Below are 11459 nucleotides of genomic sequence, written 5' to 3'. Positions count from 1 at the left end.
CCCGCCGGGGCCGCCGGCGGCGACTGGCGCGTGCTGGGGCAGGCCCTGCGGCGGCCGGCCGTGGGGCTGAGCGGGCTGGTGCTGCTGGCGGCGGTGGGCCTCGAGGCCTCGATCGGCACCTGGGCCTTCAGCGTTCAGCACCTGGGCCGCTCCCAGGCCGCAGTGGCAGCCGGCATCGGCGTCAGTCTCTACTGGCTGGGGCTGACGGCGGGCCGCTTCGGTTTCGGCGGGCTGGTGGGGCGGCTGGAGGTGATCCGGTGGATCAGCGGCTCGCTGGCCCTGCTGCTGGCGGCCCTGATCGGCTGGTCCGGTGGGGCCGCGCCCTGGCTCGCCCTGCCGCTGGCGGGGTTCGGCCTGGCCGGGATCTTTCCCGCCACGATCCTGCTGATCCCGCGGCGCCTGCCCGTCGCCCTGGTGCCGGCCGCCGTCGGCCTGGCCACCAGTGCCGCCAGCGCCGGTGCGGTGGCCGTGCCCACCTCGCTGGGCTGGATCGCCGCTGACCTGGGGCTGGCCGCCGTGCCCGCCCTGCTGATCCCCGTGGGGCTGGCCCTGGCCGGCCTCCATGTCCTTCTCCTGCCACGCCATGGTTGACATCGGACTGACCCATGTGGCCCTGCCCGTCACGGATCTGGAGCGGAGCCTGGCCTTCTATGCCACCTACACCGACCTGCGTCCCGTCCACCGGCGGGACAGCGGCACGGGCCTGCGCGTCGCCTGGATCGGCGATGGCACCCGGCCCTTCGTCGTGGTGCTGATCGAGAACGGCGTGGTGGAGGCGCCGTTGCGGCCTCTGGGCCACCTCGGGGTGGGCTGCGCCAGTCCGGAGCGACTGCTGGAGCTCTGCGAACGGGCCCGCAGCGAGGGGGTGCTGATCGCAGAGCCGCGGGACGATGGCCCGCCCGTGGGGCTCTGGGCCTTCCTGCGCGATCCCGACGGCCACACCCTGGAGCTCTCCTACGGCCAGGAGATCGGCCTCGCCTCCACCCCCACCCCTGAGACGCCATGAACCTCGACAACGACCTGCAGTGGCTGAACGAACCGCCGCAATGGGAACGGGAGGCCGCCACCGGCCGCCTGCGGCTCTGGCCGGCGGGCCGCACCGACTTCTGGCAGCGCACCCACTACGGCTTCGAGGCCGACAACGGCCATGCCCTGCTGCGGGAGATGGACGGTGATGGGCTGCTCACCTGCCGGGTGACGGCCCATCCGCGCCACCGCTACGACCAGGCCGGGCTGCTGCTGCGGCTGTCGCCGGCCTGCTGGATCAAGACCTCGGTGGAATACGAACCGGACGGCCCCAACCGGCTCGGCGCGGTGGTGACCAACGCCCAGGCCTCCGACTGGTCGACCCAGCCCCTGGCGCGGGAGATCCGCACGGTGTGGTTCCGGCTGCGCCGCGAGGGCCGCGATGTGATCGCCGACGCCAGCCTGGATGGGGAGGACTGGCAGCAACTGCGGATGGCCCGGCTGCAGGAGCTGGGCGAGACGGGACCGGCACAGGTGGGGCTGTATGCCTGCAGCCCCACGGCGGCGGGATTCCAGGCGGAATTCGATCACGTCGCCTACGCGCCGGGAAGAATGTCGTAGTGCATGACGTCTTCCCGGGTGCCGAGCTTGGTGTACAACGCGACCGCTGGGTCATCGCCGTAGTCGGCCTGGACGTAGATCACATGGATGCCGCGCTGCTGGGCGATGCGCCTGATGGTGTTGATGAGTGCGGTGGCGATGCCCCGGCGCCTGAACTCCTCCGCGACGGCCAGGTCGTAGATGTAGAACTCGCTGCGCTCCTGCTCAAACTTGGGAAGGACGTAACCGGCCAGGCCGCCGACCATCTGGTCTGCCGCAAAGGCGGCGACGGCGATGAAGGTGTCGCTGGCCAGGAGCCTGGTGAGGTAGGCGTCACTGGGTTGATGGTGGAGGTAGGACTCGGGGTCGTCGAAGGCGTCGCTGAAGAGGCCCAGCATCTGACGAAGCGCCGGGGCATCCGTGGGGCCGAGGACCCGGATCGAAGCGGGGCGGTGGCTCATCGCAGAACCAGGTAGACAGCGAGGACCAGGAAGCCGACACCAAACGACAACCAATAGGGCCAATCCGACGGTGCGGTGTTGTCGAGGACGGCGGATGCCGGATGGCGTGGGTTGTAGTAGACCCTGACCCTGCTTCCCTGGGGGTAGGGCTTGATGACCGACTCCATCGCCGCACGGCTGACGCCGTACCCGGAGAACGAAGCGCGGAAGCCAACGTAGGTTTGGCCGCCAACTTCATAGTGATAGCGAAGAATGGGCTTAGTCGTTTCCAGGCGTGCGTCGTCCACGCGAGATTCGGTGACGCGACCCATGACGCTGGGCCACTGCCGGCACTGCTGGGAGCGCAGCTTCAACCACACAGACAACCACACCAGGGCGGCGCCTGCGAGGAGCGAGAACGCAGCGAACACCATGGGTACAGATGCGAAGCCAGCTCTTGAGGTTACGCAGTAGCGGGTTACGCCGTACTGCCTGGAGCAGACGGGATGCATCTGGCTACCTCGGCCAGAGCGTCGCAGAGACCATCGAGCGGCACCGTTCTCGGGCAGAGCTTCTGAAGCAAGGTGAGAACGTGATTGATGTTGAGCGGATCCATCGACCCCCAGCGCATGGGCGACCAGAAACGCAGCAAGAATCCCGCGCGGCGCGTTGCTGATGAGATCCGAGCCTGACCATGTCCAGAACTCCTGAAAGGCGACGCCTAGGGGGATGCCATTCGCGTGTAGGGGCTATGAACTGCTCTTGCGGTGAGTTTCGATTCGGTCGTGGTTCATCGTCAATCGCCACTTATCTGCCTAACGTTTGCTTCTGCTGCAGCAGCGAGCGGCGTTATCCCGCACCCGAGTCGGCGCGCCCGCTGAGCGGCCGGGCGTACACGAGGAACTCTCGCGTTCCGTCGCGGAAGTCGCGGCTCGACACCCGCTCGAATTGGAGCCGTTGGTAGAGGCGCTGGGCGCTGGTCATCGCGGCTTGCGTCCACAGCCAGGCAACGGTGGCGCGCTGCGCCTCAGGGGCGTCGAGGAGGGCGGTGACCAACGCTTCGCCGACGCCACGACCCCGGGCGTCGGCTCGCACGGCCAAGAGATGCACCTCGAGCTCATGTGCGCCGGCGATCCGGCACGCGGGCCCGCCACCGGGGACGAGGGTGACGGTGCCGAGCAGCGTGCCCGACGCATCGTGTGCGCCGAACGTGAACCCACGCGCATGGACCGCGTCCGCCCGGAAGAGCGCGGCGGCGCGGGCCGCCTCCGTGAAGCCGGCGTGGACGTAGGCGTCGTGGAGCAGTTGCTCAAGCGCCGCGTCGTGGCGCGGGCTGCGGACAAGCGGCTGGATAATGAACTCGTCGATCACGCGCGTCGATATAACGTTCGAGTCAACCGGCCCGCCGTATCGGGTCCGGTGGTTCAACGACGGGTTAGGCGGCGCTGTGTCCGGCAAGGCGTGCACCTGGCCTTAGATGACTTGGCCAATGCGCAGGAGATTGCCGTCAGGATCGACGATGGCAAACTCTCGGAGACCCCACGGCTTGTCTTCGAGTCTGTCCATGCGTGGGATGCCTGTGTGTGGTAACCCAAGGGCTGAGCACGCTTTGTAGAAAGTATCTAAGTCTTGGACTCTGATATAGCAGCCAGATGAGGACTCTGCAGGTTGGAGATCCATGTGCGTGAAGAAATGCAGTTCGACTGCACCACGCCTGAAGATAGCGTAATCGCTGTTGAAGGGGTGCGCTCCGCCTTCGAAGCCGAGTCGTCGATAGAACTCTGTAGTCGAGGCGACTGAGCGAGATGGCAGCGTAGGAATGGCGAGGTCGTAGTTCTGCATCGTGGTGGGACTCTCTTTGTTTGCGCCGCGTAACGCCAAGTTGACCCGCAGCATGGCGAAGCTAGGCTGTCGGTGTCGAGCTTGATGTTAGGTTTTTCTCCATTCGACTGAATACCTCCAGAACAAATGCCTTCTGAATACGTGACCTGGAAGCAACCTATGCATCTCCTTCCTGATTTGCCCCATGGTGCTCGTCGCAGGCGCGGTTACCATTTCGATGACACCTTCCTGTTTTGGGCCTCTTAACAAGCTATAAATCATATTTAGTGGAATTGCAGCAGAACCGTAGATGAAGTCAGTAAGGCCCGACTCGCGATAGCAACCTAGTATAAACAAAACGCCTCCTGTTCTCAGAAGGTCCGTTGCTTTTGCAATGGCCTTTTCAAGATTCATATGGTGGAGGCTCGAGATCATACAGATGAAGTCATAGTGACTATCACGGAATGGGTATTGCAAGAAGCTACCTAGGTGAAACCTAACGTGGTCAAGGTCTGCATAATGCTCTCGGGCAAACTGGATCGCCCAATGGTCAAGATCGATAGCATCTACTTCTTCACAATGGGGACCCAGCATGACAGCGAAATCGCCTTCACCACACCCAACATCAAGGGCTTTCCCTCTAGACGTAGGGAGCCTTGATAAGATGAAGTCATAGTAATGAGAGTTATGATTCCATGGAACAGAAGCTAGTGCGCTGGGAAGACTTGCCATGAGAAGCTTCTAAACGATTCTAATGTGAGCAAGCAAGACACGGAGTCTTCTAAGAAATCTTGTGCCACGACCACTCTTTTTGCGAATTGAATCAATCTCCGGGGCCAGCTCATTCAAAATGCAGTCGACCACTTGATACAGATCCATACGATCAGTGTCGATCTTATTTGAAAAAACATCTGACTCGAGACCACTCAAACACCTGTCGATTTGCCGAAAGTTCCAGGAGCCACCATCAAATCGCTTCTTGAGGCGTCTTTCGATTGTCTCTTTTCTGGCAATCAGGGTGAAGTCTTGCACAACAATTCCAGCATCGTCTAATGGGTTGATGATTTGCCGGAAGTAGGCCTCTGATACAACGGTCATCGGTACAATGACCACACGATTTCTGTCATTCTGTGCTTCATGGAGAAGTTCCGATACCCACTTTCTCCACAATGGATAGTCCTGGAAATCGGGAAGCCTACTTTCGGGCAGTATCTGTTTCTGCAGGAAGAACCCAACTTCTTCTGGGTCCACAACGATTGAGTTCGGGATGCGATACTTAAGCTCATAAGCTGTCTGGGTCTTTCCGACTCCAAACGGTCCGTTAATCCAAATGATCATTGTGGCGTTCCTTCTTGATCTCCAATAAAACTAACTCTTCCACTCAGCAGCGGCTATAAGTCAAAGGATTCAGCCCCTCTTGGGTGCAATTCATTCGTACTCCCGTCTGCTGAAGTGGATTGTTGGCTGGCCTTCCCCGAGTGGCAGAATTTTATGAGAATAGCTGATGGGGTTTGCTTCACTTGACTTCTGTCAAGCGTGGCAGCTTCCACGTGCCCTTCAGGACTGGATCCTTAGGGCCATACAGGCGCGCCACGAAGAAAAAGGGACCAGCTGGCGCAGGCAACCAATTCGAGACTTTGTCCGCTCCTGGATTCTCGCTCTGGATATAGATCTCCAGGGATCCATCGGCTCCCAGCTTCAGACCTGATGTGCGATCACCGATCGAATAGCGTTGAATGGGGTTCTCCACAAGCAGGCGTTCCGGCAGCTTGTACATCGTCACCGACCAGAACTCCGTCACCGGTGGCAGCTGGCCCGGTTCGAATCGCAGCACCCATCGCCTGCGCCCATCAAGCACCTGGCCGTCGGGCCCGGTCTGCTGGGTGGCATAGAAGGCCTCTTCACTGCTGTTGCCATAGATCCCCAGCATCGCTCCCATCGAGCGGAACGTGAGGTAATCCGACCCCAGTTGCTGTCGGCTACCGAAGAATCCCTGGGAGCTGGTCTGTTGTTGGGCCTTGGCCTTGAGCTCCTGGCGGGCCTCGGCCACCCCTTCCTCCAGGGCGGTGCGGAGCTTCGGATCCAGCCTGGCCGGATCAAAGGGCAGGCCGGGGCCGATGCCGATGCGGGCGAACCGGGCCCGCATCGCCCGCTCCGATGGCACGGCGGGCATGAACGGCAACAGGGCATTGAGGTAGGTGATGAAGCCGATCCCCTCGGCCTTGGAGGCGTCCCAGGCGGGCCAGGCCACCGCAGGGGCGGGCGGTGGCGCCGGTTGGCCTGTGAATCGCGACAGGGGCGTGAGGACGTATTGGCCCTGGATCGCCTTCAGGGCTGGGATGTCATCGGGCCCGTTCAACTGGGTGCGGGTGAGGGTGCCGACGAAGTCGGTTTCGGCGCGGAACACCTTGGTGATGCCCTTCGGCACCGTGCCCTTCCAGCGGGGTCCGGCGAACAGATAGGTGCCGGCCCCGCGGCCGGTGGAACGCACGCCGGTGTAGGCGAAGTTGTGGGTGTAGAGGTCGAACCACTGGTTGACGTAGTAGCGGGGTGCTGGCACCGCGGGCAGCGACAGCACGATCGGCTCGGTGCGCAGATCCAGCCAGGCCCAGGAGTAGGGCGTGTCGTTGTTGGGGGTGACGATGTCCTTGTCGGCCGGGGTGGCGGAGCGGCTGTAGTGGCGGAAGCGGTCGAAGCCACCCACGTAGCCCGGGAACGCCTTGTTCTGGGTCTGGTTCCAGAGGGTCTGGTAGCCCTGCAGGGGGGCATAGGCATAGAGCCAGGCCTCCTTGGCGATGGCGCGGGCTTCTGCGGGGCTGGGGGCTGGGGCCTGGCTCGCTGAGCTGGGGACTGGTGCCGAAGCCGGTGTCGCGGCCAGGGAACCCAGGGGACTCAGCGGCAGAGCGGCGATGAGGGCGGCGATCAAGGTGACCGCTGGTCGGCTGGGGGTCGGGACCATCGTGTGGGCTGGGAACGCTATGGGTACGGAGGGGGCTGTCAGGCGATGGGTTGCCTCAGGGCTTGAGCGCTTCGATGTCGTTCAGCTGCCAGGCCTTGCTGAAGTAGGCCTCGGTGGGGCCGTAGAAGCGGAAGTAGGCGAACCAGCCCTTGCCGGGGGTGGTCTTGATCCAGTTGGCGGCGCCGGCGGGCCGCACCGGGCCAAAGGTCACATCCACCGAGCCATCGGCGTTGGTGACCAGATCCGCCTTGCGGGAGCTGAGGTCGGCGGCACCCTGGTCGGTGATGAGCGGGCCACGGCTGAGGTTGTCGTAGAGGGTGATCGACCAGAACTGCTTCACCGGCGCGCCCGCCGGCACGCGCATCCGGTAGGTGCGGCCGCCATCCAGCCAACGCCCGCCTTTGTCTTTGGAGGCCTCCAGGTACACCTGGCCAAAGCCCACGATCCGCCCCTGCATCCCCGCCGACATGCCGATCGCCTCGTAGAACCAGGAGCTGCGCTCGTCGAGCTGCACCCGGCGTCGGTCGGGGGTTTCCTGGTCGAGGTCGAACAGCACCGCGTACTCCCAGTGCTTGCCGGGGTACACCGTTGCGCCGGGGATTCGCTTGTCGTAGGCGATGGTGCGGGCCATCAGATCCCCCACCTGGGCGGCCTCCGTGAGCAGCTTGGCCTGGCGGGCATCCGGTTGGAAGGGCTGGCCAGGGGTGATCCCCAGAGGAGCCAGCATCCCGAACATCATGCGGTCGCGGGGGGCCACCGGCTCGTTGGCATAGAGCTCGCTCAGCAGGCGCCAGTAATTCAGGTCGGCGGGCTGGGCCGACTGCCAGGGGCGACCCGCCACCGGCACATAGGCGTTGGTGGGCGGGTTGTCCCGCTGGTTCCAGCCGTAGAGCCGGTGGCGGCGCACGGTGGCTTCGGCCACGGCCTTGTCGGGATCAAGGCCCCGGGTGCCGAACCAGATCTGGTGGCTGGGGGAACGCACCAGACGGTAACCGGGGGCCACCGGCTCGGGGCTGCCGGGGGGCAGGATCAGGTACTTGCCACCGGCGCCCTTGTCGGGTCCCGTCTGACCCATGTCGGTGATCGGCTGCTGCCAGATGTCCATCACCCCGCCGGCGGTGAGCCCGGCGGGCACCTCAATCACCAACGGGCCCTGCTTGGCCAGGTCCCAGAAGCTGAAGGCGTAGAGGGTGGTGATGTTGGGGGTGAGCATCCCCGCCTTGTCCTTCAGGGTCTGGTAGAGCACCACATCGCCGTTGCGGGCGCCGAAGGTTTTGGCCTGGGCGTCGTAAAGCGCCTTGAAGCCCACGGCCGGCAGGGCCCAGAGGTAGGCCTGGGTGGCGCGGTGGAAGTCGAGCTCGTCGTAGAGCCTGGCCGCGGTGGCCTTGGTGGGGTAGCCGTTCTCCAGTTGGAGAACCCCAAGCCTTGTCTGTTGGGCATCAGACGCGACGGGCTGCTTAGCTTGCACGCCACTGAAGAAGCTGATACCGGCCAGGGAGGCGATCAGCGACTTCCGAAAGAGGTTGAGCTTCAAGGATTTAAGTCAGCGATCAACTTTAGCTGCTCGATCAGCTACGGCCGAGCAAACGCTGTTCCTGAGAGGCAGGCAAAGGGCTATCGCTGTCGAGACAAACTCAACGATGCCCTGTCTACTCCAGGGGATTGCTCAAAGGTGTCGCATCAAGACAAGCAAGACTGTCGGACCTAAACCTCTTCCGCCGTGCTCAAGTCAGCTCGGCTTCACATCACACTCTGGCCATCAACTTCAGTGCATGGGCCGAGACGACCATAATGATGGCAGAAAGGCTCTGGCGTGACCCCATCTGTCGCCCAGTTCATTTGAGAGCTGGTGGTTGGTCAAGCCGCTCTCCACTGGGCGCTTGGGTGGCTCTCATGGCGTCGTGACGCAGCCTCGGGGGAGTTCCGGGGGTGGGCGTTCCGGCCGCGATGGACCTCTGGCCGCCCTCGACCTGGCGGAGCAGCTCGAGACCCTCTGCCGCGACATGCCGCAGGTGGGCCCCGTCATCGCAACGCTGACGGACGCATCGACCTGGAGGAGTTCGCCGGCCTGCTGGAGGGAGCGGGTCGGAGAGCTGATCCCGGCCAGCGGCGAGTTAATGCCCTGATCGCTGCGGTCGAAAGGGATGCGGACGGCCGTGTGGATGCCGAGGAATTCCGGAGGCTGTTCCAGGACGCAGAGAATCGCCAGCGGCGCTGGTCCAACACCTCGATGCCGGACCGGGACTGGTGGGGGAGCCTCTGGCCCGAGCCTGCCGACACGCTGCTTCACCTGGGATTGCGTCCCGGGATGGCGATGCTGGACGTGGGGTGCGGCTACGGCCTGTTCACGATCCCGGCGGCTCGGCTCGTGGAGGCCCGGCCGGAGTGGGTCTCGACTTTGACGCGGATGTGCTGGAGCAAGGAAGGAGCCTGGGCTCCTGTCTTACCAACCCGCACCGTTCGAGATGGTGTTCCTGCACAGCACCCTGCACAGCATCGATGACAAGGTCGGCCTGGTGAGCGAGGTGCATGCCCTGTTGGCTCCGAGGGGCCGCTTCGCGGTGGTGAACTGGCTGCCGATTCCCCGCGAGCAGACCATCTGGCTGGGACATCCGCGCGGTCCGAAACAGGAGGTGGGCATGGGGGCTGAGGCCACCGCGAATCTGGTGCTGGGCGCTGAACTGGAACTGCGGCTGGAGCGCACCGTTCCTCTACCTCCCCTCCATTTCGGCCTGATCTTCACCAAGGCCGACGGAGCGATCGCTTAGGGGCGTCTGGCGCAATCACCCGACCCCAGGGCTTGATTAGATACCCCTCACTGTTTTGCCTCAGAAAGCTGTTCAGGGGCAAGGGGGTGTGAGGCCGCAACTCGAACAAGACCCTTTTTCTGCTGGCCAAATGTGAGCCGAGAGTGAGTGCTGCTAACACTTGGAACGGGCGACAGTGGTAAGTGACACATGCAGCGCGGGCAGGACGCGAGACGTTTCCACATCCGCAATGTGCCAACAAAGAGCATGTACAGAATTCTCGCGAGAGCGCCAACCAGGCGAGGGTTGGTGCCAGAGGCATAACGCTCATAATCGCCAGCTCGCAAGAAGCATATGGATTCGACAGCTCAATCAACGCGGTGGGCCTGATGAATCTTGATGTTATGTAGGCTTTTGATATGGGAAGAACTTCTTTGCTGCCTGGCCACATCCATTCACAAAAATACTGTCAAACGAAGCGCCAACGAAGCCACCAACAAACGGGACAAACTTCATGAGGTTTACCACGCCTTTTTCTCCGGCTTTTGTAATGAGCCTAAATCCCACCCTCCTGTTTATCTCGACAAGAACTCTCCCGGGAATCTGTCGCAGTAGATTTCCAACTACTCTAGAGCCGAAGGCGATCCCTGCAGTTTTGAGAATCTCTTCTGCGGCCTCTCCGATCAAGCACAACAAAACTATTGTTCGTGTCTGTTCAGAATGCACATCGTAACCTCTAAGACATGCGATCGCTGCAGCAGTATTTGCTCCCAAAGCATAAGACGCTGCTAATCCTGTAGGTATACTGATCGGCATTGCTGCAAACCCACCTATTCCAGTAACGAAACCTGTTCCGGCGGCGTAGGCAGTTCGCCAAGCGATTATTGAGTCAATTGCCTCTTCAACACTGCTCGCATTCATGCGGTGGTCTGCAGCGACTTTCTCTGCAGACGGGAGGACTCCTAAACCATTAATACCTGCATCGGCAATCCATTGAAGAGTTTGCTGAACAATGCTATTGTCGTCAAGAGCCATAGTGAATGAGAAAAGCCATTGATTGGCTCGATACAGTAACTTGCAAGACGGTAGCTGATTCTCCTATGGGTTGGGGTCAACTCACTCCTGGACACCACTGAAGTCCATGCGCATATCTCAACAGAACTCCGCATAAAGACGCCAAGATCAGAAGTGGGACGCAGCCTTGGAATAGACAGCAAGCTCAACTCCCGTCTTCTGCATCTTGCTGCTATACGGATTGACACCAAGCATCAACTCTCCCAATGCATTTCCAAGAAATCATGAACGAATTGAAACAGATAGCCAAGAATTCAGCATTAGATGCTAACTCTGTTTGATCGGCTGCATCAAATACCCCATGCTACTATACTCAGTTTCTCTCAATGTCTGCGCACCTCCGATGATCGCTTGAGCGGAAAACCTGCTCTCCTGCAGAATTCCCTAAAGTCAGGCGTGTATGTGTCAATATCAAAACTACCCTCGAGAATAAAATCACTCTGCATTTCCAGCATCCATCTCAACGTGTTTTTCCATTCTCGTGATTCATGAGTCAGCTCAAACAGAGCTTCGGTGATGGCCATTTTATTGTTGCCAATCCAATGACTTGGATTCGAGGTGGCATGAATTGTTCTCCCGGCGGCAGAGCTTTTCTCTTGCTCGGCACTGAGATCATTCCATTTAAGGAACAGATCTACCGCCTGTGACCCTCGCGTCGACTTTTGTGTTTTGTAAAACTGTATTGCACTCACGCACAGAGCAACAACAGCAGTTATACTAGCAATAATCGTGCAAAGATCGGCCAAATAAGATAGGTGACTATCAGACATCTTTGATTTCGAATGGGGGAAGCGGAGTTCAAGATCATATGGCTAGCATAGTGCTGCATGGGCCGTACGCGCCAATGAGTGG

The 11459-nt window shown here is 61.2% G+C and carries 14 protein-coding genes; 4 read left to right on the top strand and 10 right to left on the bottom strand.

Features of this window, described 5'->3' with window-relative positions:
- The 3 genes from KBY81_RS06105 to KBY81_RS06095 form a co-directional block, all read left to right on the top strand.
- On the top strand, positions 1 to 591 hold a 591-nt coding region (locus KBY81_RS06105), incomplete at its 5' end, for an MFS transporter (protein WP_396103664.1).
- Positions 584 to 1006 carry a VOC family protein gene (locus tag KBY81_RS06100; protein WP_254975960.1) on the top strand — a complete coding sequence of 141 codons (423 nt, stop codon included), beginning with the start codon at positions 584 to 586 and terminating at the stop codon, positions 1004 to 1006. The genes KBY81_RS06105 and KBY81_RS06100, both read left to right, overlap by 8 nt.
- The gene (locus tag KBY81_RS06095) at positions 1003 to 1587 is read left to right on the top strand and encodes a DUF1349 domain-containing protein (protein ID WP_254975959.1); all 585 of its coding nucleotides are present in this window, start codon (positions 1003 to 1005) and stop codon (positions 1585 to 1587) included. Before KBY81_RS06100 ends, KBY81_RS06095 begins: the two co-directional genes overlap by 4 nt.
- On the opposite strand, the gene KBY81_RS06090 is transcribed toward KBY81_RS06095, so the two are convergent.
- From KBY81_RS06090 to KBY81_RS06065, 8 genes are all read right to left on the bottom strand, one after another.
- Entirely contained in the window at positions 1563 to 2027 is a 465-nt protein-coding gene (locus KBY81_RS06090) for an AAC(3)-I family aminoglycoside N-acetyltransferase (protein ID WP_254975958.1), read from the bottom strand. The two genes, KBY81_RS06095 and KBY81_RS06090, sit on opposite strands and share 25 nt — an antisense overlap.
- On the bottom strand, positions 2024 to 2440 hold the full coding sequence (locus tag KBY81_RS06085; RefSeq protein ID WP_254975957.1) for a DUF3592 domain-containing protein: 417 nt from the start codon (positions 2438 to 2440) through the stop codon (positions 2024 to 2026). The genes KBY81_RS06090 and KBY81_RS06085 overlap by 4 nt, the downstream gene beginning before the upstream one ends.
- A gap of 415 nt (positions 2441 to 2855) precedes the next feature.
- Complete coding sequence (locus KBY81_RS06080; protein ID WP_254975956.1) at positions 2856 to 3377, bottom strand: N-acetyltransferase; 522 nt, start codon at positions 3375 to 3377, stop codon at positions 2856 to 2858.
- A 102-nt stretch (positions 3378 to 3479) separates the two neighbouring features.
- The gene (locus KBY81_RS16725) at positions 3480 to 3848 is read right to left on the bottom strand and encodes a bleomycin resistance protein (RefSeq protein ID WP_396103665.1); all 369 of its coding nucleotides are present in this window, start codon (positions 3846 to 3848) and stop codon (positions 3480 to 3482) included.
- Positions 3849 to 3935: 87 nt separating this feature from the next.
- Positions 3936 to 4559, bottom strand: a complete 624-nt coding sequence (locus KBY81_RS16720) for a class I SAM-dependent methyltransferase (RefSeq protein ID WP_396103663.1) — start codon at positions 4557 to 4559, stop codon at positions 3936 to 3938.
- 9 nt (positions 4560 to 4568) lie between these two features.
- Positions 4569 to 5165: an AAA family ATPase gene (locus KBY81_RS06075; RefSeq protein WP_254975955.1), complete on the bottom strand. Its 597-nt coding sequence runs from the start codon at positions 5163 to 5165 to the stop codon at positions 4569 to 4571.
- Between the two features lie 178 nt (positions 5166 to 5343).
- Positions 5344 to 6753, bottom strand: coding sequence for a DUF1254 domain-containing protein (locus tag KBY81_RS06070; RefSeq protein WP_254975954.1), 1410 nt, complete (start codon positions 6751 to 6753; stop codon positions 5344 to 5346).
- A gap of 88 nt (positions 6754 to 6841) precedes the next feature.
- Positions 6842 to 8320: a DUF1254 domain-containing protein gene (locus KBY81_RS06065; RefSeq protein ID WP_254975953.1), complete on the bottom strand. Its 1479-nt coding sequence runs from the start codon at positions 8318 to 8320 to the stop codon at positions 6842 to 6844.
- A gap of 931 nt (positions 8321 to 9251) precedes the next feature.
- Between KBY81_RS06065 and KBY81_RS06060 the strand changes: the two genes are divergently transcribed.
- Entirely contained in the window at positions 9252 to 9554 is a 303-nt protein-coding gene (locus tag KBY81_RS06060; RefSeq protein WP_254975952.1) for a hypothetical protein, read from the top strand.
- Positions 9555 to 9935: 381 nt separating this feature from the next.
- Here the strand turns inward: KBY81_RS06060 and KBY81_RS06055 are convergent, their stop codons facing one another.
- Both KBY81_RS06055 and KBY81_RS06050 read right to left on the bottom strand, forming a co-directional pair.
- Positions 9936 to 10568: an EcsC family protein gene (locus KBY81_RS06055; protein WP_254975951.1), complete on the bottom strand. Its 633-nt coding sequence runs from the start codon at positions 10566 to 10568 to the stop codon at positions 9936 to 9938.
- A gap of 362 nt (positions 10569 to 10930) precedes the next feature.
- A complete protein-coding gene (locus tag KBY81_RS06050) occupies positions 10931 to 11377 on the bottom strand; it encodes a hypothetical protein (RefSeq protein WP_254975950.1) in 447 nt (148 codons plus the stop codon).
- Between the last annotated feature and the right edge of the window lie 82 nt (positions 11378 to 11459).

The sequence above is a fragment of the Cyanobium sp. Lug-B genome (assembly GCF_024345635.1).
Classification (GTDB): Bacteria; Cyanobacteriota; Cyanobacteriia; order PCC-6307; family Cyanobiaceae; genus Cyanobium; species Cyanobium minutissimum.
Note: the sequence above shows the minus strand (reverse complement) of the source record. Positions and strands in the feature narration are given on the sequence as shown.

What these genes read in the sequence shown, in the direction of transcription:
- KBY81_RS16720 (WP_396103663.1), bottom strand. Translation starts at nt 4,559, where the DNA reads ATGGCAAGTCTTCCCAGCGCACTAGCTTCTGTTCCATGGAATCATAAC.
- KBY81_RS06085 (WP_254975957.1), bottom strand. Translation starts at nt 2,440, where the DNA reads ATGGTGTTCGCTGCGTTCTCGCTCCTCGCAGGCGCCGCCCTGGTGTGG.
- KBY81_RS06100 (WP_254975960.1), top strand. Translation starts at nt 584, where the DNA reads ATGGTTGACATCGGACTGACCCATGTGGCCCTGCCCGTCACGGATCTG.
- KBY81_RS06095 (WP_254975959.1), top strand. Translation starts at nt 1,003, where the DNA reads ATGAACCTCGACAACGACCTGCAGTGGCTGAACGAACCGCCGCAATGG.
- KBY81_RS06060 (WP_254975952.1), top strand. Translation starts at nt 9,252, where the DNA reads ATGGTGTTCCTGCACAGCACCCTGCACAGCATCGATGACAAGGTCGGC.
- KBY81_RS06050 (WP_254975950.1), bottom strand. Translation starts at nt 11,377, where the DNA reads ATGTCTGATAGTCACCTATCTTATTTGGCCGATCTTTGCACGATTATT.
- KBY81_RS16725 (WP_396103665.1), bottom strand. Translation starts at nt 3,848, where the DNA reads ATGCAGAACTACGACCTCGCCATTCCTACGCTGCCATCTCGCTCAGTC.
- KBY81_RS06090 (WP_254975958.1), bottom strand. Translation starts at nt 2,027, where the DNA reads ATGAGCCACCGCCCCGCTTCGATCCGGGTCCTCGGCCCCACGGATGCC.
- KBY81_RS06055 (WP_254975951.1), bottom strand. Translation starts at nt 10,568, where the DNA reads ATGGCTCTTGACGACAATAGCATTGTTCAGCAAACTCTTCAATGGATT.
- KBY81_RS06075 (WP_254975955.1), bottom strand. Translation starts at nt 5,165, where the DNA reads ATGATCATTTGGATTAACGGACCGTTTGGAGTCGGAAAGACCCAGACA.